This window comes from Rhodococcus sp. KB6, assembly GCF_001445685.1.
Lineage (GTDB): Bacteria > Actinomycetota > Actinomycetes > Mycobacteriales > Mycobacteriaceae > Rhodococcus_F > Rhodococcus_F qingshengii.
In genome coordinates, this window is record NZ_LNAK01000122.1 from 80,018 (window position 1) to 102,339 (window position 22,322).

Here is a 22,322-nt window from a genome sequence, read left to right on the forward strand (position 1 = left end):
CCGTGCACCCCACACATCCCAGTAACGACATCGACCGGCGCGAGCGCCTGGCAGCAGCACGGCTGTACCTGTGCACCGACGCGCGCCGCGAGAAAGGCGACCTCGCGCAGTTCGCCGAGGCAGCATTGTCCGGCGGAGTCGACATCATCCAATTGCGTGACAAAGGCTCTGCCGGTGAGCGCGAGTTCGGCCCGCTCGAGGCCAAGGACGAACTGGTGGCGCTGGGCATTCTCGCGACCGCAGCGCGACGCCACGGCGCATTGTTGGCCGTCAACGATCGCGCGGATCTCGCGATGGCTTCCGGCGCCGACATCCTCCACCTCGGCCAGAACGACATTCCCGTCCCCTACGCGCGAACCGTTGTCGGTGAAGACGTAGTCATCGGCCGTTCGACGAGCAGTCGCGCGCAGGCGAGTTTGGCCGCCATCGAAGAGGGCGTCGACTACTTCTGTACCGGGCCGGTCTGGGCGACACCGACCAAACCGAATCGAAGTGCGTCCGGTTTGGAACTGGTTCGATCGACCGCCGACGCCGCACCGCCGCGGCCCTGGTTCGCGATCGGCGGCATCGACGAAGAACGTCTGCCAGAGCTGCTCGATGCCGGCGCCAGGCGCATCGTCGTCGTGCGTGCAATCACGCAAGCATCGGATCCCCAGGCGGCCGCGCAACGCCTCGCCGCAGCCGTCGCTGGGCGCTGAAAGCCGGTAACTGGCGTTCGTCAAGTGTTTGCCGGGCGATTTCCGCACAGTTACGGGTCAGCACGCCTGACTCGAATTGTGAACGGAAGTTGTCCGATCAGACAACAAACTCCCAGTTCCTAGGTGCGATTGGATGTCCGAAAAGTCGGATTAAGTGATCTTGCTCACAGTTGCTTCGATTGCGTGTCACATCCCATTCGGTTTGTTGTAGTTTACCTCCAGTTACTAACTGAACCTAGGAGCACTAAATGGGATCCCTCGACACCGGCTCGCTCAGCACCGAATCGCTCGAAGACCTGAACCTCGGCAAGATCAGCGAGCTGCTCAAGCTCGGTATCACCGCGGTCAGCTTCATCACGGCGCTGAACTCGCTCAGCTGAGCCTCGTTTCGGTCGACGACCGAAACACCGAAGGGCCGGACTCCCGCGGAGTCCGGCCCTTCTGCTGTGTATGAACTGTGAAGACTCGAGTGCTACGACTGCGTACTCGACGCCTCGGACAGGTTCTGGTCACTGCCTGACTGCTCACTGCCTTGGTGGGAACTACCCGACAACCATCCGAATCCGCCGTCCTCGAGCACGACGGTGTGCGGATCGCCGTCCACGGCCACAACAGGCTCGGTCCGGAGGTCGGGCCATGAGGAACCGAAGCCCGGATGCAGCGGCAGTGAGTCGACGTCGGCTTCGCGTACCCACCGCAACTCGGTGCTCTCACCATTGGCAACCGTCGACAGTGGATGCGCCGCGTCAGCCACGACGGTGGTGTAAGTCCACCCGCTCTCGGCGCGCATCGTCACTACTTCCCCGCGGACACGGACGCTGTCCTCGGCGATACCTGCTTCTTCGTGTGCCTCCCGGACGGCAGCGTGCGTCGTGCTCTCGTGTGAGTCCCGCGCTCCGCCGGGCAGTGCCCACGTTCCGCCCTGATGGCTCCACGCCGCACGATGCTGCAGCAAGACCATGGGTGATCCGTCCGAATCGGGGGCACGCAGTAGCAGTCCTGCGGCTCCGTGTTTACCCCAATGCCGAGTACCGTCCGATCCGATGGACCAACCGTCACCGTCACCACGCATCGACTACCTCGCTCCGCCTGCTCTCGCCGTTGTCCCACACTAACCGTTTCAATCTGCTCCAGGTGTAGGTGATGCTTATATGCTCGCGAAGATGCCCTGAATCATTTCTCGGCGGCATCATTTCTCGGTAGCCCGCCTACAGCGAAGTGAGGTGCTCGATGGTCGACCGTGTCGTCCCGTCCATCGAACCCCGGTCGCTGCCGCCCTCCGAGGCCACATCAGTGTCGGCGGAGGACGAGCAGGCACTTCTGCGGCGCGAACTGCAGGCCTTCATGTCCTCGACGCCTGGCCGGTTGACCGTCGTCGGACTGATCCTGATCGCGATCACTTTGATCGCCGGACTCCTCGCCACCGCAGCGATCGAGAATCGCCAGGCGAACCTCGACCTCCTCCTCGTCGAAACCGAGCCTCTCGCCAACTCGGCCCAGAATCTCTACAGTGCGTTGTCCTTGGCAGACGCCGCCGCGGCCACCGCCTTCATCTCCGGCGGCCTCGAACCCGCCGAAGTCCGCGACCGATACACGCAGTCGATCGGTGAGGCCTCTGCGGAGATCGTCCAGGCGTCGGCCGGTCTCGACTCGACCGATCTTGCCGGTCACAGCGCGTTGACCACTATCTCGACCGACCTCTCCGTCTACACCGGGCTGGTCGAAACTGCACGGGCGAACAATCGCGTCGGAAACCCGGTCGGGGCAGCATATTTGAGCGAGGCCTCGCAGTTGATGCAGACCTCGCTGCTGCCGATGGCCCAGCAACTGCACGCCTCGCAGGAGACGCTGGTCTCACAAGTACAGCGCGATTTCGAGACTCCACCGTGGTGGCCGATCGTGGCGTTCGTCTTCGTGCTGTGCGCGCTGGTGGCGACACAGATGTACTTCTCCCGCAAGAGTCGCCGCCGCTTCAATCTCGGGTTGATCCTTGCCTCGCTCGCGGTCGCTGCAGCTCTGCTGTGGCTGCTCACGGTCGGACTGGTCTCCGCACTGGCCACCGGGCGCGCGCTCGACGCCGGGGCCGAGCCACTGCACGAACTGACCGAGGCACGAATCATGGCGCAGCAAGCACGCACCGTGGAAACCCTCACGCTGGCGAGGCGGGATTCGACCGCCGAGGACAACGTGACGTTCACCCGCAAGGTCGATGCTCTGCGGGACATCCTCGAGGGCCTGCAAAGCGACGAACGCGCCCGAGTGAACAGCGAAGTGCTGACCGCCGCACTCGACTCGCGCCAGCAGTGGGTGGCTGCGCACACGCGCATGTACGACCGTCTCGGAAACGGCGACTTCACGTCCGCCGCAGCCATCACCATCGGCGCCGGAGAACAGGATTCGGCCGCGGAGTACGGAAAGCTCGATCACGAACTCTGGCAGGGAATCGTGGATTCGCGCACGAATCTTCGGTCCGACGTCTCGTACGCCTCCCGGGTGTTGGCTGCCTCTGCACCGGGCATGTCTGTATTGGCAGTTCTCGGAGTTGCCGGAATCTTCATCGGATTCTGGCCTCGACTGCGGGAGTATCAGTGACGGGAGTACCGGTGATGCGGAGGAAGAGCCCGGCCGTATGTGTCGCGGTTCTGGCAGCGGCCATGCTGGTGCTCGCCGGTTGCGGTGCGGATCGAGCCGAAGACTTGGACAACGCAGGCGCCACGTCGTACACGGAACCGCCGCTGCCGGCCGAGGCCACCATCGCTCCCAGCCCGACACCGACGACTACCGCGTCGTGCACCAACCTCACCGCGAGCCTGCGGCCCACCCCCGCAGACGCATCTCCGCAGCTACCCACGCCGAGCCTCGACGCCATCCGCGCCCGCGGGCGGCTGATCGTGGGCCTGGACACCGGTTCCAACCTCATGAGCTTTCGCGATCCGGCCACCGGGCGCCTCGAGGGTTTCGACGTGGACATCGCCCGCGAAATCGCCCGAGATCTGCTCGGTGACCCGGAGAAGATCGAGTACCGAATCCTGACGTCGGACGATCGGATCGCCGCACTCCAGGAATCGATGGTCGACGTGGTCGTCAAGACCATGACCATCACGTGCGAGCGGCGCGAGAAGGTCGACTTCTCGACGCAGTACTTCTCCGCTGAACAACGAATTCAGGTCTTGCAGGGGTCATCCGTCCGCGGCATCGACGACCTCGCAGGCAAGCGGGTCTGCGCTGCCCGGGGAACGACCTCGGCGACTCGAATCCAGCAACTCCAACCCGAAGCCACCGTCGTCACCGTCCCGATGTGGTCCGACTGCCTCGTCGTCCTCCAGCAGGGGCAGGTGGACGCGATCAGCACCGACGACACGATCCTCGCGGGCCTCGCCTCGCAAGACCCGTATCTGATGATGGTCGGTGGCTCACTGGGCGTCGAACCGTACGGAATCGGAGTGAACAAGGACAACCCCGACTTGGTCCGATTCGTCAACGGAACACTGGATCGGATCCGCGGCGACGGGACCTGGAACCGTATCTACGACCGCTGGCTCAGTGTGCTCGGTCCGTCACCGGGTCCCCCGCCGGCCGTCTACCGGGATTGAGGCTGACATGACCGAAGAAACCGGCCCCGAGCCCGACGCCACGCAGGCTTCCATGCGTCCCGAACCCGAAGCCACCGGCACCTACGAGCGGCCCGAGCCCGAAGCCACGGGCGCCTACGAGCGTCTCGAACCGACCTCGGCCCAGATACGAGCAACCACGCCGTCCGCGTCCTCCTCCCCTACCGGCCGCTCCACTCGATCCCGCCGCAGCCGGTCGGGGCGAAAGCTGCGCCTCGGCGGCGGCCTGGTCGAGGTTCCCCCCGTCCCGCAGATCGACCCCGCATCTGCGGTGATGAGTGACCCGACCGTCCCCGAGCGGAAACGCTTCTGTTGGAAATGCAACGAACCAGTCGGTCGTAAGAGCGCAAGCACCAAGGCAACTCAGCACGGCACCTGCCCCAAGTGCGGTTCCACTTTCGACTTCCGTCCACTTCTCGAAGAGGGCGAATTGGTGTCCGGTCAGTACGAGGTTCAAGGGCCCATCGCGCACGGCGGCCTGGGATGGATCTACCTCGCGATCGATCGCAATGTCAGCGACAGGTGGGTAGTTCTCAAGGGGCTCTTGCATTTCGGTGATTCCGAAGCGCAAGCCGTTGCGGTGGCCGAGCGTCAGTTCCTCGCCGAGGTCGCCAACCCCAGCATCGTCAAGATCTTCAACTTCGTCGAGCATCCGCGCCCGGATGGCACACCCATGGGGTACATCGTCATGGAGTACGTGGGTGGGCGATCATTGCGCGAGGTGCTGGCCGAATTCCCGGACGGCAAGCACATGCCGATCGAGCAGGCAATCGGCTACGTACTGGAAATCCTTCCGGCGCTGAGCTATCTGCATTCCACCGGCCTGGCCTACAACGACCTCAAACCCGAGAACGTGATGGTCACCGAGGATCAGTTGAAGCTGATCGATCTCGGCGCCGTGTCCGGAATCGAAGACTACGGGTACCTGTACGGTACCGCCGGCTATCAAGCACCCGAGATCATCGAGACCGGTCCGACCATCGCCTCCGACATCTTCACCGTCGGAAGAACACTCGCGGTTCTCACCCTCGACATGCCTTCGAAGCACGGACGGTACCTCGACGGCCTTCCCGAACCCGAGGACGAGCCACTACTGCGCGACCACGAGTTCTTTCACCGTCTCCTGCTACGCGCTACCGACCCGGATCCGAAGAAGCGATTTCAGTCCGCCGAGGAAATCGCGGGACAACTCACCGGCGTTCTGCGAGAAATCCTCGCCGAGCAGACCGGGCAGGAGAATCCCGGACTCTCGCTCGTGTTCAGCAGGCAGCGAACGTCTTTCGGCACCGATGAATTGGTCGGGCAAACGGATGTGTACGTGGACGGTGTCAGCCACGACGCCGCTCTCGATCCGCGCGAAGTTGCGCACGCACTTCCCATTCCGTTGGTCGACCCCACCGATCCCAGCGCGCCGTTGCTGGCGGCAGCGGTGCACAGCGAACCGTCGCAGACCCTCGATGCGTTGAAACACGCCCGCGAGAACGGAATCGACCGAACATCGGGCACACCGGCGGCCGCCGTCTCGGGCGAAGTTCGACTGGCCGAGGCCAAAGCTCATCTCGATCTCGGTGATCCGGAAACCGCACTGACAGTTCTGGGCGAACTCCAGCAGAACATCGGGGACCACTGGAAGATCGAGTGGTATCGAGGACTTGCGGCGTTACAACTGGACCGATTCGAGCCCGCTTTCAGTCACTTCGAGACAGTTCTCACCGCACTGCCCGGCGAGGCTGCCCCCAAGCTGGCGTTGGCAGCGACGGCAGAACTGATTCTCCAGCACTGGGAGAGCGACGACCCGGACCAATGGTGCCGCTTCTCCGAGAAGTACTACCGCACCGTCTGGCGGACCGAACGAAACTACGTGAGCGCAGCATTCGGGCTCGCCCGACAACTCGCCGATCACGGCAACAAGAAGGCAGCCATCGCCGCCCTCGACGAAGTACCCACGTCTTCCCGGCACTACAACGTCGCACGGATGTCCAGCGCTCTGACGATGCTGTCCGGCGTTCCGATCGCCGAACTCGACGAATCGACTCTGCGGGAAGCCGCCCGTCGTGTTCGGGCGCTACCTGCTGAAGAGAGCCGAAGCCTGCAGATGCGAACCCTGGTGTTGGGCACGGCACTCGATTGGATTCGCTACGGCAATCGCTCGCACACCGAACTCGAACCCATCCTCGACCTGCCCTTCACCGAGCAAGGTCTGCGCACCGGAGCCGAAGCCTGCCTTCGCGCCCTCGCTCGCGCCACGACCTCCCGCACGCACCGCTACGCCCTCGTGGACCGGGCGAATGCGGTGCGTCCGCGCAGCAATTTCTGACGGACTCCCCGAGGCTTACAGTGCTGCAGAAACCTACAGTGCGGCCACCAAAGCCTTCGCCGCGCGGGCGATCGCCAACTCCTCGTTGGTGGGGACCACCAGCACCTCGACGGCCGACGAGGATGCGGAGATACGACGCTCGTCGCGACTCTTCGCCTCGTTGAGAGCCGGGTCGACCTCGATACCGAGACGGGAAAGCCCGGCCAGGCTGTCGCGTCGCACGTCGATGTTGTTCTCCCCGACGCCACCGGTGAAGGTGATGACGTCGACGCCACCGAGTTGAACGATGAAGGCGCCGATGTACTTACGGAGCATGTGCACGTAAACGTCGTACGCAAGTTGTGCGTCTTGGTCGCCGCCCTCGATCAGTGCGAGCAGGGCACGGAAATCGTTGACTCCCGACAGTCCCTTCAAACCGGAGCGCCGGTTGAGGAGGTCGTCGATCTCGTCGACCTTCATTCCCGAGTTGCGGTTGAGGTGCAAGATGATGCCTGGATCGATGTCGCCGCTGCGGGTGCCCATGACAAGACCCTCGAGCGGGGTGAGGCCCATCGTGGTGTCGATGGCCTTGCCGCCCTTGATTGCCGAGGCCGAAGCGCCGTTTCCGAGGTGCAGGACTATCTGATTCAGCTCGGCCGGATCCTTGCCGAGGAACTCCGCGACCCGTCCAGACACGTATTCGTGTGAGGTCCCGTGGAAGCCGTACCGGCGAATCTGGTTGGCCTTGGCCACATCCCGATCGATCGCATAGGTGGACGCCGCCGCGGGCAGTGTGTGAAAGAAGGCGGTGTCGAACACTGCGACGTGCGGAACGTCTGGCAGTTCTTCGCGCGCCACCTCGATACCGATCACGTTGGCCGGATTGTGCAGCGGCGCAAGGTTCGACAAATCCGCGATGGCTTTCACGACGCCGTCGTCGATGAGAGTCGGCGAATAGAAGATGTCACCACCGTGCACGACTCGGTGACCGACTGCGATGATTCCGGCCTCACTCAGCGGCCGCCCGACCTCGGCGACGATGTCGAGCACCATCTTCAGACCTGCGCGGTGATCGGCGATCGGAAGGCTCCGGTCTTCGACTCCGGTGCGGTGGTTGTAGACGATGTGGCCGTCGGGCTCACCGATGCGCTCGATGAGACCGTGCGCCACCGATTCCGCCGTATCCGGATGCACGAGTTGAAATTTGATGGATGACGAGCCGGAATTGATGACCAGTACGGTGCCGTCGCTCACGCTTGCGCTCCCTGTGCCTGTATTGCCGTGATAGCCACGGTGTTGACGATGTCCTGGACCAACGCTCCACGCGAGAGGTCGTTGACCGGCTTGTTCAGTCCCTGCAGAACCGGCCCGACGGCGATAGCACCGGCGCTACGCTGCACTGCCTTGTACGTGTTGTTGCCGGTGTTCAGGTCCGGGAACACGAACACCGTTGCTTTGCCCGCCACCAGCGAATCCGGCATCTTCTTGTCGGCGACACTCTGCTCGACGGCGGCGTCGTACTGAATGGGCCCTTCCACCAACAGATCCGGTCGACGCTCGCGCACCAAAGCGGTCGCGGTGCGAACCTTGTCGACGTCGGCTCCGCTGCCCGAATCCCCGGTGGAGTACGAGAGCATCGCGATGCGCGGATCGATCCCGAACTGCGACGCCGTCTGTGCGGACGAGATCGCGATGTCCGCCAACTGCTCCGACGTCGGGTCCGGAACCACGGCGCAGTCACCGTAGGAGAGAACGCGGTCGGCCAGGCACATCAGGAAGATGCTCGAGACCGTCGAGACACCGGGGGCGGTCTTGATGATCTCGAACGAGGGTCGAATCGTGTGAGCGGTGGTGTGTGCAGCGCCGGACACCATGCCGTCGGCAATTCCCAAGTGCACCATCATCGTTCCGAAGTACGAGATGTCGGCGATCACCTCGCGGGCCCGCTCGATGGTCATGCCCTTGTGAGCACGCAGCGCGGTGTATTCCTGTGCGAAGCGCTCGGTGTACTCGGACTGCGCGGGTGCGAGTACCTGCGCGCCACTGATGTCGACGCCGAGTTCCGCTGCGCGTCGACGCACACTGGGTTCGTCACCGAGGATCGTCAGGTCGGCAACCTGGCGCTGCAGCAGCCGGCCGGCCGCGCGCAGGATCCGGTCGTCGTCACCCTCCGGGAGGACGATGTGCTTGCGATCGCGTCGAGCGCGGTCGATGAGCTTGTACTCGAACATCTGTGGGGTCACGACCGACGGAATCGGCAGTGCCAGTCGGTCCATCAGGACGTCGGCGTCGACGCGCTGTTCCATCAAGCTCAACGCGGTGTCGACCTTGCGCTGCGAACCGACTGCCACGCGTCCGCGGGTTTGGGCTGCAGCGCTTGCGGTGTCGAAGGTACCGAGGGTTGTCGTCAGGATCGGAAGACGCTGTTTGAGGCCGGCCATCAACGCTGCGATGGCCGGGTGCGGTGTGATTCCGCCGTTCATGATGATGCCCGCGAGCGACGGAAATCCTTCCGCCTCATGTGCATTGAGCAATGCGAGCAGAACGTCCGAGCGATCGCCCGGTGCGATGACGACCATGCCCTCGACCAGACGCTCGAGGATGTGCTCCGCGGTCATGCCGCCCACCATCACCTTGAGCGCTTCGCGGTGCAGCAGTTCCGGGTCACCCGAATACAACTCGCCGCCGGTGGCCTCCATCAACTCGGCCATCGTGGGCGAGACGAGCAACGGAATCTCCGGCAGGCTCCACGTCGGAACACCGATGTCGGACAGCGCTGCGGTGACCTCGTCGAGCTTGTCGGGATCGCAACGATTGGCGACGACCGCGAGCAGATGAGCGTGGTTGGCGGCCAACTCGGCGGCGCATAGATGCGCGAGCTGGGCGACCTCCTCGACACTGCGCCGAGCGCCTCGAACCGCCAGCAGAACCGGCGCGCCGAGGTTCACGGCGATGCGGGCGTTGAAGCTCAGCTCGCTCGGGCTTGCTACGTCGGTGTAGTCACTTCCGATGATGACGACGGCGTCGCACTGCTCGGCCACGGTGTGGTACTTCGCGACGATGTCGGCCAGCGCGGCTTCAGGATCGGCGTGAACCTGCTCGTAGGTGACGCCGAGTGCGTCGGCGTAGGAGAGATCGGCGGTGGTGTGCTCGAGCAGCAGTTCGAGGATGTAGTCGGTTTCCTCGGTAGAGCGGGCGATCGGGCGGAAGACTCCGACCCGGGCGACGGTCGCGCACAGCATCTGCAGCACGCCAAGCGCGATGGTGGATTTTCCGGTGTCACCTTCAGGAGAGGCAACGTAGACACTCGACACGGCAGCGGGCGCTTCTGGCATGCCCAACAGCCTAGTGTGGGCCGCCGCCCACCTTGCCACTGATCGTGGTCACGCTCACGCTCGTGCCGACAACCGGCGGCTACGAGAAAGACGAACGGTGCCTGCCACACGTCGAGTGGCAGACACCGTTCAGTTGATCTCGAGGATCAGCCCAGAGCACGCAAGCGAGGCGCGAGGTCACGCTCGAACAGTTCGAGGAACCGGCGCTGATCATGGCCCGGTGCGTGGAACACCAGGTGATTGAGACCGGCATCGACGTAGGCCTTGACCTGCTCGACGGCGTCGTCCGGATCGGAAGCGACGATCCAACGCTTGGCCACCTGCTCGATGGGCAGAGCGTCGGCAGCGGCTTCCATTTCGATCGGATCCTCGATGCTGTGCTTCTGCTCCGGCGTCAGGGACAGCGGAGCCCAGAAGCGGGTGTTCTCGAGTGCAGCCTCCGGATCGGTGTCGTAGCTGATCTTGATCTCGATCATCTTGTCGATGTCGGCGACGTCGCGCTCGGCCTTGGCTGCGCCCTCGGCAACGGCTGGAAGCAGCTTCTCGGTATAGAGCTCCATGCCCTTTCCGGAGGTGCAGATGAAGCCGTCACCGGCACGTCCCGCGTACCGGGCGACAACGGGTCCGCCGGCCGCGATGTACACGGGAATGCCTCCCTCGGGAACGTCGTAGATCGACGCGCCACGAGTGGTGAAGTACTCGCCTTCGAAGTCGACACGATCGCCCAGCCACAGCTCACGCATCAACCGCACGGACTCACGCAGCCGCGCGAAGCGTTCCTTGAACTCGGGCCACTCGCCCTGGAAGCCGGTGGCGATCTCGTTGAGAGCCTCACCGCTGCCGACGCCGAGCATGATGCGTCCCGGGTAGAGACATCCCATCGTCGCGAACGCCTGAGCGATGACTGCCGGGTTGTAGCGGAACGTCGGCGTCATCACGGACGTGCCGATCTGCACGCGCTCGGTGCGCTCACCGACGGCGGTCATCCAGGCGAGCGAGAACGGTGCGTGGCCACCGTTGTGGCGCCACGGCTGGAAATGATCGCTCACCGCAACGGAATCCATGCCGTGCTGCTCTGCCAGAACTGCCAGCTCTACCAGTTCGCGAGGGCCGAATTGCTCAGCCGATGCCTTGTATCCGAGCTTGAGTTCCTGCGCCACCGTGCACTCCCTTGTCGTCTGTTTCGTTTACTTCTCTGACATGCTTCACGTTCTTTGCAGACTATCCAGACACCGCTCGGACTTCTCTGCGTATCTCAGCGAGCGAGGCTGGTGACCACCGTTGCCACGCCGGCTGCGACGGCAACCCCGGCCAGCGCCAGTGCAAACAGCCACAATGCGTGCGGTTCCGGCATCGCCGCTCCGTCCTCGAGCGCCTTCTTCACCTGTAGCCAGCGTCGCATACCTACCAGTGCGGCCGCCGCCGCGAGTGCGATCAGGGTCAGACCGAGAGTCGTGCGAACCCACCCGGTACTCCATTCCGGTACCAATTGGACGACGGCGATGCCTCCGGCCAGCAGGGCGAGTGAGCTACGCATCCAGGCGAGGAAGGTGCGCTCGCTGGCAAGGGTGAAGCGCTCGTCCGGGCGGTTCGGTTCACTCATGCGTGCTCACCTCCGTGCGGTGCCACCAGATCCGGGTCCTGACGCCAGTCGTAGACGACCTCGGTGCGCAGAACGATGTCCTGCAACGAACGTCGTCGTCGATCGACCGCCGACCACAGCAATCCGAAGGCGAAGAGCACGCAGAGCACCGCACGGATGAAGGCCAACGGCCAGCGCACGAGGCGATGCCCGGACGTGATCACCCGCAGCCCCATCACGAGGGACCCGACGGTCCGACCGGTGGTCGCCCAGCAGGCGGTCAGATACGCCACCGAGACACCGAGAAATGCCGTCGTGGACAGGAAGATTCCCGGTTCCGAGAAAGTGAAACTCTGTGGCGAGAAGAGCAGTCGGACGAAGGCGAAGCCCACGTACACGGAACCCATCAGGAGCAGGACGACGCCCAGGTCGATCAGTCCGGCGAGTCCACGGGTGACGATGCCGGCTGGGCCGGAACTCTCCTGGGCCACTAGCGTTCGCCTGCGTTCGTCTTCGGATCGGTCTCTGTCGACGGTTTTTCTGGTGAAGGTTTATCTGATGACGGTGCGCTGGCGCGGCCGAAGAGTCGCCCGACGAAGCCGGCGACAGCGTCGTCCGCCTGCATGCCCTGCACTCGAGCTCCGTGCACGGCTTCCGTGGAGAGTGAACCGGTCGATTCACGGATCATCTGGGGCAGGTCGACGCCCTCGATGACCTGGTCGGCGATCTTGACGAGGTCGATGCGGTTGACCTGGCGTTCGAGGTCGACCGTGTCGACTATCCCGTCGAGATCGAGGCGATCGATCACCGCTTTGACGTCGAGGCGGCTTGCGATCTCGTCCACGTCGACCCGGTCGATGATCGGTTCGAGCGAGACCCGTTCGGCAATCTTGTCCACGTCGATGTTCTCGGCGATCTTGTCGATGTCCACGTGGTCGACGACGATCTTGGTGATGTCGACTTCGGACAGAGCAGCGTCGACGACAGCTTTGATCACCGTCCGCAAGGTCGAGTCGGCGAACTCCACGGTCGAGTGCATCGCTTCCGTGCCGCGAGTGGTGACCTGGGTGATCGCGCCGTCGAGTGCGTCACCGACGACAGGGATCCGCTGCACGGAATCAAGTGCGAGACCAGCGGTTCTGCGCGCCGCACCAGCCGTGATCGCGGCCAGCCCGAAGGCCAGCCGAATCACGTCGGATTCGGGGTGGTGCGACTGCGATCCCACGCAATTGTCTCCATCTTCTTATACGACTGTTACCCGGACATTCGTCACTCCTCTTCGCATTGTGCCACTGTTGGAAGGCACAAATACGCTGTCCGGCTTGCGCCTGGGGGGAAATATGAAGACACGTCGTTTCACGGTTCGGCTGACGATGGCGGTGGCCATGGCCGCCGGCTTTCTCGGCCTCAGCGCGCCGACCGCGAGCGCGGATTCCGTGGTCAGTCGCATCGACGTCTACTCCCCCTCGATGGACCGCTGGATCGCCAACGACGTGATTTCGCCGGCCGGAGGAGGCCCGGCCCCGACCTTCTATCTGTTGACCGGTGTCGGCGGCGGCGAGGACGGGATCTCGTGGTTCAACAACACCGGAGTTCGTGACTTCTTCGACGACAAACACGTCAACGTGGTCATGCCGGTCGGCGGCAAGTTCAGCATGTACACCGACTGGAACGCCGACGATCCGGTGCTGGGCCGTAACAAGTGGCAGACGTACCTCACCAAGGAACTACCGGCGGCGGTCAACGCTCGGTACAACACGACCGGTGTCAACGCACTCGGCGGTGTGTCGATGGCCGGCGGACCGGTTCTGGACCTCGCGATCCAGTCGCCGGGCACCTACCGCGCAGTCGGCTCGTACAGCGGCTGTCCGCGCGCCGGCGACCCGCTCGGCCAGGCAGCGGTGCGCTCGATGGTCGAGATACTCGGCGGCGGCAACGCGGCCAACATGTGGGGGCCGTGGGGTAGCCCGCAGTGGGCGGCGCACGACCCGTTGATCAACGCCGAGAAACTGCGTGGCACAGCGCTGTTCATCTCGACCGGCAACGGCCTCCCCGGCCCGGTGGACGGAATCAACTCGCTGGCGATGGCCGCCGGCGTCGTTCCCGGCGCGGTCCTCGAAGGCATCACCAACATGTGCACCGCTGCCCTGCAGGGGCGATTCGGTCAGCTCGGCATTCCCGCAACGTTCAGCTTCCGACCCGAAGGCACCCACACCTGGGGGCTCTTCGAAGCCGACATGCGCGCGTCGTGGCCGATGATCGCGGGCGCTATCGGGGCGTGAGCCTCACGGCCCTCCTTACAAGCCATGGCGTCAGGTGAGACTGCGCGCCCAGTCCCGCATCCCGGCGGGGCCAGTGCCGGTGGCGTATTCAGCGAACAGATTTCGCGCTTCGTCACGGCGGATGCCACCGAGGACTTCACGCGGCTTACAGAAAAACGGAAGTTCCACAGGCGGCGCCCACAGCTGCACGAGTTCCGCCGCACCGTCGTTCGGGGATTCGAGAGCGAACCACACCCGGGTCACGCCGAGCGTGATCGCGGCACCCATACACATGAGACATGGTTCGAGATTGACCGCCAATGTCAATTCACCGGACGCTCGAGTGAATCCGAGAGCCTCGTCGGCCTGCAAGAGCGCTTGAAGGTCCGCATGGACTACCCGTCGGCCGAGTGCCCGTTCTTGCGTATACGCCCGCCCGAGCACACGGTCGTCGTCGAACACGACTGCGCCGATCGGCATCTCCCCGAGCTCCATGCCCTCACGCGCTACGTCAAGAGCAACCGCAAGGGCATCTCGAGGTGAAAACATCACTCGACACTAATGGACCAAGGCAAACTCACGCTGCCAGTAGTGCGGGTAGTCCCCATTCCTTGGCAAGCAGCTCGTACGAGCGCAGACGATCCTCGTGCCGATGGGTCACCCCGGTGATTACCAATTCGTCCGCTCCGGTGAGCTTCTGCAAACTGTCGAGCCTGTCGGCGACGATAGACGGTGAACCGACGAACTGCGTGATCAGCCGATCCTCCACCACTGCTTTGTCGGCGTCGGAAAGTGGGAGCGCTGTCGCGGGATCGGGGTACGGGATGGCGCCGTGTCCGCTGCGAATGCTGTGCGTCCAGTGCCCGAACGTAGACGCCAACCCTCTCGCCGTCGCATCGTCTTCCGCAGCAACAACATCCGCGGAGACGACGACATACGGCTCCGACAGAACTGCCGACGGTCGGAATGCTGCACGGTATGCCTCGACGGCATCGAGCGTACTCGAGGGCGCCACATGGTAATTCGCACCGAACGGCAATCCGAGTCGTCCGGCGAGCTCGGCACTGGGGCCCGCACTGCTTCCGAACACCCACAGTTCGACGTCGGCATTCTCGCCGGGACTGGCGTGCAATTCGATGCCGTCGCGGGTTCTGTAGGTACCGTTCAGGAGCGAGCGTATGTCGTCGACCTGCTGCTTGAAATCGGGCGCCTGCGCGCCCGGAAACGCCAATGCCTCGAACGACGCCTGCAACCGCGGTGACGTGAGAAGACCGGTTGGATCGAAGGGTGCCGGGATCACGACGCCGTCGCGTACGACGTTCTCTCGCTTCGATTCTGCCGGCGCAGGCGTTCCGGCAGCGACGGCGCGAAGTGCCTCCACCCGACGCTGTCCGCTGCGCCCGATACCGAGATCGATACGACCCGGATACAACGCTTCGACGGTACCGAAGGCCTCGACCACCTGAGCCGCCGTGTTGTTGCCCAGCAGCACGGCGGCCGAGCCGACGCGAATGGTGTTGGTGGCGGCCGCGATCAGCCCGACAAGCACTGCTGGCGACGAAGAGGCAACGCCGACGAAGTGGTGTTCGGCGACCCAGTAACGCTTGTATCCCCACGCTTCGGCAGAACGAGCGAGGTCCAGCGAGTTCCGCAAAGCCTGGCGGGCCGTTCCGCCCTCACTGATCGGCGAGAGGTCGAGTACGGACAGCGGCGCGCTCACCTCGGTCCGCTTTCGGAGCGGGTGTCCGGTGTCTTCTCGCCGGCTTCCACCGCGAACGCCAGGCGGTTCTCGGCGGGGGCCACCGGGCACGTCGCGTAATCGGTGAACGCGCAGGGCAGGTTCGACGCCCGATTGAAATCGAGGACTACCGCGCCACCGGGTTCAGGTGCGCTCACGTGCAGCGAGCGTGCGGCCGGGTAGGTGGACACACCACTGGTCGCGTCGGTGAACAGGATGTGAAAGCCGTTGTCCTTGCCCGCGAACGCAATCAGCGTATACGTTGCACCGTCGTGTTCGAAGCTGATGGTTCCTAGGGCGTCGTGATGATGCTCGAGGCGCTCGACGACCGCGCCCGTCGTCACCGTGCGAGCCTCCTCGAAAGCTGTGAAGACACCCTCGATGCGCCACTGCGGGTTCGGCTCGAAGGTCGGGATACCACTGAACTGCGCCAATGCCGGGGCCGACGAATCGTGGATCCGCAGAGCCACCTCGCCGGTGCGGCGGATGACCTCGACCAACCGTGCGCCCTGCTTGACGATCAGTCCCGGCGCCCCCTCGATCGGATTCAGAGTGGCCGAACCGTCCACGGCGACGCCGTCGATCGACAAGTCGTCTGCGGGCGTCGCGGTGACGACAACGGCATTCGCGTCGGCGCGCCATGCACCGGGCAGGTCCGCGAAGGTGGAATCGGTGTCCACCAGCCAATGCAACGCAGTCAGGCTCAGCCAGCCGAGGGGTTCGCCGAAGGTGGCGTCGCGCGAGGCGTGCCAGGCATTCCAATCGCCGGTGAAGGTACTGGTGGAAGTGTCGGTAACGGTCATGATGCGCGGACTCCTTCAGCCTGCTCGTGCGGGTGGCGCAGCCCGAGATGGCTGCGCAGGGTGGTTCCTGAGTACTCGGTCCGGAAACTGCCGCGGTCCTGAAGTTCCGGTACGACGGTGTCGATGAACTCGTCGAGGCCCGCGGGGGTGATGTGGGGAACGAGGATGAATCCGTCGCTTGCGTCGCCCTGGACGTAGCTGTCGATCTCGGCAGCGACCTCGGCGGCGCTACCCACGAACTGTTGGCGGGCAGTCACTTCGATGATGAGTTCACGGATGCTGAGGTTTTCGGCCTCGGCCTTGGCACGCCACTGATCTGCGACCGCTCGTGGATCCTTGACGTGGCGGACGCGTCCACGGGTGATGTTGACGTCGTCCGACGGATCTTCCTTCGGCAACGGGCCGTCGGCGTCGTACTGGGAAAGGTCTCTGCCCCAGACCTGTTCGAGAAAAGCGATGGCAGTCTGGGGTCCGACCTGCTGCCGCCGGATGTGATATGCCTTCTCCTGTGCGTCCGCGGCGTTGTCACCGAGGACGAAGGTGGCGGCGGGGAGAATCTTGAGGTCTGCGTGCGTGCGTCCGTACTTGGCCAGGCGTCCCTTCACGTCGGCGTAGAACGCCTTGCCTGCTTCGAGCGTTCCGTGCCCGGTGAAGATCGCGTCCGCCTTGGCGGCGCCGAACTCGCGTCCTTCGTCGGAATCACCTGCCTGCAACAGAACTGGGTGCCCTTGGGGACTCCGAGGAACTTCGAAGCGTCCGGTGATATCGAACTGCTTACCGGCGTGGTGGAACTGACCGACCTGCTGGTCGGTGGCAAAAACGCCGCGCTCACGGTCGACGATCGGACGATCGATGCTCCAACTGTCCCACAGCGTCCGTACTGCGTCGACCAACTCGTTTGCGCGTGCGTACCGCTCGGAATGCTCCAGATAGCCACCGCGGCGGAAGTTCTCGCCGGTGAAGGCGTCCGAGGAGGTGACCAGGTTCCAGGCGGCGCGGCCGTCGGAGAGATGATCGAGCGTCGAGAACTGCTTGGCCAACTCGTACGGCTCGTTGAACGTGGTGTTGATCGTCCCGGCCAGGCCGAGATGCGTTGTCACACCGGCAACCGCGTTGAGAATACTGAACGTATCCGGGCGGCCGACCACGTCGAGGTCGTGAATCTTGCCCTGATGCTCGCGCAGGCGCAACCCTTCTGCGAGGAAGAAGAAGTCGAACAATCCGCGTTCGGCACTGCGGGCGAGATGCTCGAACGAGCTGAACTCGATCTGGCTCTTGGACGCCGGATCGGTCCACACCGTGGTGTTGTTCACGCCGGGGAAGTGAGCACCCAGGTGAACTTGCTTGCGAATCCTGTTCTGTGTCATCAGTGTTCCTGTTCTTTGCTCGCGCTACGCGAACTGATTGACGGGCAACTCGAAACCCAACCGCTCGCGCAGCGTCGGGCCGGTAGTCGGTCGCGGATTGAGAGTCGGCACCACGTCCGCCGCGATCTTCTCCACTGCGGCAGCCAAAGCCAAGGGACGCAGGACAACACCGTCGACCCCGGCCAGCCCACCGATCTCGCGAAGGAGGACAGTCAGGCCGGCACTGTCACCGCGATAGAACAGCGAGTGCGGGGCGTACGGCGCTCCCGCCCATTCCTCGAGTTCCGCCAGAGCGTCGTCGGCGGCTCCGCGATCAGCGCCGAGAAGCACGTCGACGTCGAGGAGAACCCTGACGCTGCGCCCGAGGGCGGCGGCACTCGCGTGGACCAGCTTGGCCGTAGTTTTGGCCTCGGCGAGATCGGTTGCCGAGATCCGAATCAGATCTCCGCGCGCAACCGCGAGTTCGCGTGCCTCCGGCCTGCTCGCGTCGACGGCGATCAGCGGCTGCCCCTGCGGGGAGCGCGGCGTGATGGACGGGCCCTTGACGGAAAAGTTCTTTCCCTCGAAGTCGATGTAGTGCAGCTTGTCCCGATCGATGAATCGTCCGCTCGCAGCGTCCCGTATCTCGGCGTCGTCCTCCCAGCTGTCCCACAGCCGACTGACCACCTCGACAGCCTCGGACGCTTCCTCCCACGCAGACTCAGGACCCTGCACTGTCTTTCGGCCGAACAACGCCGCCTGCTCGGCGGTGTCGGACACCGCGACCTGCCAACCGGCCCGCCCAGCAGACGAGTAGTCGATACTCGCGACGGCCTTGGAAATGTGGAACGGCTCGGTGTGCGTGACTGTCGCAGTGGGGATCAGACCGATGCGCGAGGTCACGGCACTCAGCCGCGCCGCAGTTGCCACCGCCTCCAATCTCCCGCGCACTGCGTGCCGGCCTTCGGATTGCAGTCCGAACGAGTCAGGGAGGAACGCCAGATCCACCCCACCCCGATCCGCGGCGGTCACCAGGTCCACCCAGTACGAGGGCGTGAACAGATCTTCGGCGCGCGAATCCTCGCGTCGCCAGGAGTACGGATGAGCTCCGGTTCCCTCGAATTCGAGGCCGACCAGGAATGCTCCGGAACTACGCTCGGACATGTTCGGCCTTTCGTGTCGAATGATCCCGCCCGGGGATCGCGTCGAGAAGTGTGCGTGTGTACTCGTTTCGGGGATTGTCGAAAATCTCGGTGGTAGTGCCGATTTCGAGCAATCGCCCGGCCTGCATGACGCCGACGACGTCGCTGATCTGGCGAACAACCGCAAGATCGTGGGAGATGAAGAGATAGGTCAGGCCCAGTTCGCGCTGCAACTCGTCGAGTAGCGCCAGAATCTGCGCTTGCACCGAGACGTCGAGAGCGGACACAGGTTCGTCGAGAACGAGCAGGTCCGGCTTCAACGCGAGCGCACGAGCGATCGCCACCCGTTGACGCTGGCCGCCCGAGAGTTCGGCCGGTTTGCGGCTCAGAAACTGCTCGGGAAGTGCAACCTGATCGAGCAACTCTGCCGCACGAGTCTGCTGCTGGCTGCGTCCACCAACCTTGAAGGCCCGCAGCGGCTCCGCAACGATGTCCTGGACGGACAATTTCGGGTCTAGTGATGCATAGGGGTTCTGGTACACGAGCTGGATCTTTCGGCGCAGCTCGCGCAGATCGCTGCCCTTGACCTTCGTGATGTCGTGTCCGTCGAAGGAGATGGTGCCGGCATCCGCCTGCTCCAACCGCACGGCGATGCGCGCCGTGGTCGACTTGCCGGAGCCCGACTCCCCCACCAGCGACACCGTCTGACCCCTCGGAACAGTCAGCGACACTTCGTTCACCGCGGTGATCGAACTCCCGCGTCCGACGTTGAAGTGCTTGGTGATTCCCGTCAGGGTCAGCAGCGGGCTGGTGTCCTGGCGGACCGGGCGAACGACTGGTCCCGAGGACAGGCTCGGCGCAGAGCTCAGAAGTTTCTTCGTGTACTCGTCTCGCGGGTTGTCCAGAATATCTGCGGTGCGGCCGGATTCGACGATCCTGCCGCCCTGCATCACCAGGATCCGGTCCGCGCGGTCTGCGGCCACACCCAGGTCGTGCGTGATCAGGAGCACGGCGGCACCGGATTCGGCAATCCGCTCGTCGAGATGGTCGAGAATGCGCCGTTGAACCGTGACGTCCAGAGCACTGGTCGGCTCGTCGGCGATTACGAGGGCCGGGTTCGCGACAAGCGCGATACCGATCAGAACGCGTTGCCGCATACCGCCGGAGAGCTCGTGCGGGTACTGGCGTGCTCGGATTTCCGGCCGGTCGATACCCGCGCGCTCGAGCACCTCGACGGCGTCCAACCGGGCTTTGCGACGGTCTGCGAGGCCGTGGATCCGGAGGACTTCTGCAACCTGGTCGCCGATCCTCGTCACCGGGTTGAGCGAGGTCGTCGGATCCTGCGGCACCAAACCGATACGCGCGCCGCGGATTCGCTGCCACGCACGGTCGGAATACGAGTCGATCTGTTCACCCTCGAACTCGACGGTCCCGCCGGTGACGTGGCCACTGCCGGCGAGCAGACCCAATATCGCGTGGGCCGTGGTCGACTTACCGGAACCCGATTCCCCGACCACCGCAACTACTTCGCCCCGACCGACGGTGAAGCTCACGCCGGATACCGCGGGCTCGGCGCCGTAGGCGATCTGTAAGTCGGTGACGGAAAGCAACTGTTCCTCGGTCGTGCTCATCGCCGGTTGTTCCTTTCGATCTCGTGGCCGATACGGTGTGCCGAGATGACCACGGCGACAATCGCGAGACCGGGAAGTGTGGTCATCCACCAGGCATTGGCGAGGAAATTACGTCCCTCGGATACCAGCGATCCCCATTCCGGGGTAGGCGGAACGGCGCCGAATCCCAAGAAGCTCAGAGCCGACACCGCCAGTACTGCCTGCCCGAACTCGACAGCGGACAGCGCGACCACCGGCGCGTAGGAGTTGGGAAGCACGTGCCGACGCAGGACACCGAGCCACTGCACACCCGAACTGAACGCGGCCTCGACGTACTGAGCTCCGCGCACCCGCATCACTTCGGCACGCATCACTCGCGCGAAATTGGCGACCATACTGACGCCGACAGCAATGGCGACGTTGATGGTGCCGAAGCCGAGTGCGGTCACCAGTGCCAACGAGAGCAGCAGCGCCGGAATGGACAGCAGCACGTCGACGATGCGCATCAGCACGGCGTCGACGACGCCACCGACAAAGCCCGCGAGCAAACCGATTATCGATCCCGCCACCAATGCGATTCCGACCGCCACCAAGGTTGCGGTCAGGGACAGCGCGGCGCCGTGCACGAACCGTGTGTACAGGTCACGACCGAGATTGTCGGTTCCGAACCAGTGAGCCAGGCTCGGGCCCTGCAGTTTGTCCGCCGGGACACCGGACAACGGATCGCCGCTGGCAAAGAATCCGGGTGCGACGGCAAAGCCGATGGCAAGCAACACGATCAACACCGGAATCACCAAGCCTGGCTTTCGGATCCAGCCGATGGCCGTGGACTTTCGGCGCGAAACAACAGGTGCCTTCGCCTCGACGCTCGGATCGAGGAGTAGGGGTTCGATCAATGTGTCAGACATGAGCCGGCTCCAGATCGGTCGAGCTTTCGGTATTCGACTTTTCGGTGTGACTCTTCTTCGTCTGGATGATCCGTGGATCTATCAAGGGGTAGAAGAGGTCGACCGCGAGGTTGACGAGCACGAACACGAGAGAGGCGAACACAACGACTCCCTGCACCACCGGGATGTCCTGCGCCATCACCGACGTCTGTGTCAGACGGCCGACGCCCGCGCGGGAGAACACCGTTTCCACAACCACCGAGCCCGCCAGCAGCGTGCCGACCAGCACACCGGCAATGGTGAATGCCGGAATGCTCGCCAGTCGCAACGCGTGACGGGTCTGCACGCGCCAACGGCTTGCGCCCTTGGCGTACGCAGTCTCCACGTGCGGCGAACGTAGCGTCGACTGCAGGCTGGTCGTGAGCACCTGCGCGATCACCGCGCCGGTCGGGATCGCCAAGGTGATCGCCGGAAGAATCACCGTTGCGAATCCCTTGTCTCCGAATGCCGGGAAGATGTGCAGACGGAACGAGAAGAGTTGCAGAAGAATCAGGCCCACCCAGAAAGTGGGCACTGCCACACCCAGCGGCGGCAGCGAGAACAACAGATTCGCGAGCCACCGCTTGCGGGTGTAGGTAGCGAAGAACGCGATCGCCACTCCGAACAACACGGCCAGAACCAAAGCGGTGGTTGCCAAGACCAGAGTGCTCGGCAGCGCCGAGAAGATGGCATCCGTCACCGACTGACCGGTGGAGATGGACGTACCGAAATCGCCGCGAAGAGCATTCGTCAGCGACGTCCAGTACTGCACCCACACCGACTGGTCCAAGCCGTACCGTGCCCGAAGCTGATCGAGCGCAGCCTGATCCACTGCAACACCCTGACCGGACGAGTCGGCAGCCATGCTGACGGGATCACTCGGCAGGAGGAACAGAATCACGAACGAGATGGTGAAGGCGGCCCACAGAACCACTGCGGCCTGGCCCAGTCGGGTGAGTACGTATCGAGTCATG

General features: G+C 64.0%; 21 protein-coding genes. 6 read left to right on the forward strand and 15 right to left on the reverse strand.

Annotation, left to right across the window (positions count from 1 at the left end; translation table 11 throughout):
• Positions 1 to 2 precede the first annotated feature (2 nt).
• Entirely contained in the window at positions 3 to 698 is a 696-nt protein-coding gene (gene thiE, locus ASU23_RS19090) for a thiamine phosphate synthase (RefSeq protein ID WP_058038517.1), read from the forward strand.
• Between the two features lie 248 nt (positions 699 to 946).
• Positions 947 to 1,078, forward strand: coding sequence for a hypothetical protein (locus ASU23_RS35125; protein ID WP_003944354.1), 132 nt, complete (start codon positions 947 to 949; stop codon positions 1,076 to 1,078).
• 92 nt (positions 1,079 to 1,170) lie between these two features.
• Here the strand turns inward: ASU23_RS35125 and ASU23_RS19095 are convergent, their stop codons facing one another.
• On the reverse strand, positions 1,171 to 1,770 hold the full coding sequence (locus tag ASU23_RS19095; protein WP_058038518.1) for an NUDIX hydrolase: 600 nt from the start codon (positions 1,768 to 1,770) through the stop codon (positions 1,171 to 1,173).
• Positions 1,771 to 1,928: 158 nt separating this feature from the next.
• On the opposite strand from ASU23_RS19095, the gene ASU23_RS19100 reads away from it, so the two are divergent.
• From ASU23_RS19100 to ASU23_RS19110, 3 genes are read left to right on the forward strand one after another with little or no spacing between them, the layout of a single operon-like run.
• Positions 1,929 to 3,290 (forward strand): hypothetical protein, encoded by a 1,362-nt coding sequence (locus tag ASU23_RS19100; RefSeq protein WP_042452116.1) that lies wholly within the window; start codon positions 1,929 to 1,931, stop codon positions 3,288 to 3,290.
• A gap of 14 nt (positions 3,291 to 3,304) precedes the next feature.
• Positions 3,305 to 4,291 (forward strand): glutamate ABC transporter substrate-binding protein, encoded by a 987-nt coding sequence (locus ASU23_RS19105; RefSeq protein WP_058038572.1) that lies wholly within the window; start codon positions 3,305 to 3,307, stop codon positions 4,289 to 4,291.
• 7 nt (positions 4,292 to 4,298) lie between these two features.
• Complete coding sequence (locus ASU23_RS19110) at positions 4,299 to 6,626, forward strand: serine/threonine-protein kinase (RefSeq protein ID WP_058038519.1); 2,328 nt, start codon at positions 4,299 to 4,301, stop codon at positions 6,624 to 6,626.
• 33 nt (positions 6,627 to 6,659) lie between these two features.
• Here ASU23_RS19110 and ASU23_RS19115 read toward each other — a convergent pair whose 3' ends face one another.
• From ASU23_RS19115 to ASU23_RS19140, 6 genes are all read right to left on the reverse strand, one after another.
• Positions 6,660 to 7,859, reverse strand: coding sequence for an acetate kinase (locus tag ASU23_RS19115; protein WP_007726849.1), 1,200 nt, complete (start codon positions 7,857 to 7,859; stop codon positions 6,660 to 6,662).
• On the reverse strand, positions 7,856 to 9,940 hold the full coding sequence (pta, locus tag ASU23_RS19120; RefSeq protein WP_042452123.1) for a phosphate acetyltransferase: 2,085 nt from the start codon (positions 9,938 to 9,940) through the stop codon (positions 7,856 to 7,858). Before pta ends, ASU23_RS19115 begins: the two co-directional genes overlap by 4 nt.
• A 146-nt stretch (positions 9,941 to 10,086) precedes the next feature.
• A complete protein-coding gene (fgd, locus tag ASU23_RS19125; RefSeq protein WP_003944371.1) occupies positions 10,087 to 11,100 on the reverse strand; it encodes a glucose-6-phosphate dehydrogenase (coenzyme-F420) in 1,014 nt (337 codons plus the stop codon).
• Between the two features lie 95 nt (positions 11,101 to 11,195).
• On the reverse strand, positions 11,196 to 11,543 hold the full coding sequence (locus ASU23_RS19130; RefSeq protein ID WP_003944317.1) for a YidH family protein: 348 nt from the start codon (positions 11,541 to 11,543) through the stop codon (positions 11,196 to 11,198).
• The gene (locus ASU23_RS19135) at positions 11,540 to 12,013 is read right to left on the reverse strand and encodes an RDD family protein (protein ID WP_003944375.1); all 474 of its coding nucleotides are present in this window, start codon (positions 12,011 to 12,013) and stop codon (positions 11,540 to 11,542) included. The genes ASU23_RS19130 and ASU23_RS19135 overlap by 4 nt, the downstream gene beginning before the upstream one ends.
• A complete protein-coding gene (locus tag ASU23_RS19140) occupies positions 12,013 to 12,747 on the reverse strand; it encodes a hypothetical protein (protein WP_058038520.1) in 735 nt (244 codons plus the stop codon). Before ASU23_RS19140 ends, ASU23_RS19135 begins: the two co-directional genes overlap by 1 nt.
• Before the next feature lie 115 nt (positions 12,748 to 12,862).
• On the opposite strand from ASU23_RS19140, the gene ASU23_RS19145 reads away from it, so the two are divergent.
• Complete coding sequence (locus tag ASU23_RS19145; protein WP_003944347.1) at positions 12,863 to 13,804, forward strand: alpha/beta hydrolase family protein; 942 nt, start codon at positions 12,863 to 12,865, stop codon at positions 13,802 to 13,804.
• A 30-nt stretch (positions 13,805 to 13,834) separates the two neighbouring features.
• Here ASU23_RS19145 and ASU23_RS19150 read toward each other — a convergent pair whose 3' ends face one another.
• Genes ASU23_RS19150 through ASU23_RS19185 form a run of 8 tightly spaced genes read right to left on the reverse strand, consistent with a single transcriptional unit; the run spans position 13,835 to position 22,321 of the window.
• The gene (locus tag ASU23_RS19150) at positions 13,835 to 14,332 is read right to left on the reverse strand and encodes a nucleoside deaminase (protein ID WP_076948810.1); all 498 of its coding nucleotides are present in this window, start codon (positions 14,330 to 14,332) and stop codon (positions 13,835 to 13,837) included.
• 28 nt (positions 14,333 to 14,360) lie between these two features.
• Positions 14,361 to 15,503 carry an LLM class flavin-dependent oxidoreductase gene (locus ASU23_RS19155; RefSeq protein ID WP_058038521.1) on the reverse strand — a complete coding sequence of 381 codons (1,143 nt, stop codon included), beginning with the start codon at positions 15,501 to 15,503 and terminating at the stop codon, positions 14,361 to 14,363.
• Positions 15,500 to 16,324, reverse strand: a complete 825-nt coding sequence (locus ASU23_RS19160) for a DUF1684 domain-containing protein (protein WP_042925888.1) — start codon at positions 16,322 to 16,324, stop codon at positions 15,500 to 15,502. Before ASU23_RS19160 ends, ASU23_RS19155 begins: the two co-directional genes overlap by 4 nt.
• Positions 16,321 to 17,691 (reverse strand): NtaA/DmoA family FMN-dependent monooxygenase, encoded by a 1,371-nt coding sequence (locus tag ASU23_RS19165; protein WP_058038522.1) that lies wholly within the window; start codon positions 17,689 to 17,691, stop codon positions 16,321 to 16,323. Before ASU23_RS19165 ends, ASU23_RS19160 begins: the two co-directional genes overlap by 4 nt.
• Positions 17,692 to 17,715: 24 nt before the next feature.
• Positions 17,716 to 18,834: an LLM class flavin-dependent oxidoreductase gene (locus ASU23_RS19170; RefSeq protein WP_058038523.1), complete on the reverse strand. Its 1,119-nt coding sequence runs from the start codon at positions 18,832 to 18,834 to the stop codon at positions 17,716 to 17,718.
• Complete coding sequence (locus ASU23_RS19175) at positions 18,821 to 20,443, reverse strand: ABC transporter ATP-binding protein (RefSeq protein ID WP_007726839.1); 1,623 nt, start codon at positions 20,441 to 20,443, stop codon at positions 18,821 to 18,823. Before ASU23_RS19175 ends, ASU23_RS19170 begins: the two co-directional genes overlap by 14 nt.
• Positions 20,440 to 21,330 (reverse strand): ABC transporter permease, encoded by an 891-nt coding sequence (locus tag ASU23_RS19180; protein ID WP_007726838.1) that lies wholly within the window; start codon positions 21,328 to 21,330, stop codon positions 20,440 to 20,442. The genes ASU23_RS19175 and ASU23_RS19180 overlap by 4 nt, the downstream gene beginning before the upstream one ends.
• A complete protein-coding gene (locus ASU23_RS19185; RefSeq protein WP_003944382.1) occupies positions 21,323 to 22,321 on the reverse strand; it encodes an ABC transporter permease in 999 nt (332 codons plus the stop codon). Before ASU23_RS19185 ends, ASU23_RS19180 begins: the two co-directional genes overlap by 8 nt.
• Between the last annotated feature and the right edge of the window lies 1 nt (position 22,322).

What these genes read in the sequence shown, in the direction of transcription:
- ASU23_RS19160 (WP_042925888.1), bottom strand. Translation starts at nt 16,324, where the DNA reads ATGACCGTTACCGACACTTCCACCAGTACCTTCACCGGCGATTGGAAT.
- ASU23_RS19130 (WP_003944317.1), bottom strand. Translation starts at nt 11,543, where the DNA reads ATGAGTGAACCGAACCGCCCGGACGAGCGCTTCACCCTTGCCAGCGAG.
- ASU23_RS19165 (WP_058038522.1), bottom strand. Translation starts at nt 17,691, where the DNA reads ATGACACAGAACAGGATTCGCAAGCAAGTTCACCTGGGTGCTCACTTC.
- ASU23_RS19185 (WP_003944382.1), bottom strand. Translation starts at nt 22,321, where the DNA reads ATGACTCGATACGTACTCACCCGACTGGGCCAGGCCGCAGTGGTTCTG.
- ASU23_RS19145 (WP_003944347.1), top strand. Translation starts at nt 12,863, where the DNA reads ATGAAGACACGTCGTTTCACGGTTCGGCTGACGATGGCGGTGGCCATG.
- ASU23_RS19105 (WP_058038572.1), top strand. Translation starts at nt 3,305, where the DNA reads ATGCGGAGGAAGAGCCCGGCCGTATGTGTCGCGGTTCTGGCAGCGGCC.
- ASU23_RS19180 (WP_007726838.1), bottom strand. Translation starts at nt 21,330, where the DNA reads ATGTCTGACACATTGATCGAACCCCTACTCCTCGATCCGAGCGTCGAG.
- ASU23_RS19170 (WP_058038523.1), bottom strand. Translation starts at nt 18,834, where the DNA reads ATGTCCGAGCGTAGTTCCGGAGCATTCCTGGTCGGCCTCGAATTCGAG.
- ASU23_RS19110 (WP_058038519.1), top strand. Translation starts at nt 4,299, where the DNA reads ATGACCGAAGAAACCGGCCCCGAGCCCGACGCCACGCAGGCTTCCATG.
- ASU23_RS19100 (WP_042452116.1), top strand. Translation starts at nt 1,929, where the DNA reads ATGGTCGACCGTGTCGTCCCGTCCATCGAACCCCGGTCGCTGCCGCCC.
- pta (WP_042452123.1), bottom strand. Translation starts at nt 9,940, where the DNA reads ATGCCAGAAGCGCCCGCTGCCGTGTCGAGTGTCTACGTTGCCTCTCCT.
- ASU23_RS19175 (WP_007726839.1), bottom strand. Translation starts at nt 20,443, where the DNA reads ATGAGCACGACCGAGGAACAGTTGCTTTCCGTCACCGACTTACAGATC.
- ASU23_RS35125 (WP_003944354.1), top strand. Translation starts at nt 947, where the DNA reads ATGGGATCCCTCGACACCGGCTCGCTCAGCACCGAATCGCTCGAAGAC.
- ASU23_RS19150 (WP_076948810.1), bottom strand. Translation starts at nt 14,332, where the DNA reads ATGTTTTCACCTCGAGATGCCCTTGCGGTTGCTCTTGACGTAGCGCGT.
- ASU23_RS19095 (WP_058038518.1), bottom strand. Translation starts at nt 1,770, where the DNA reads ATGCGTGGTGACGGTGACGGTTGGTCCATCGGATCGGACGGTACTCGG.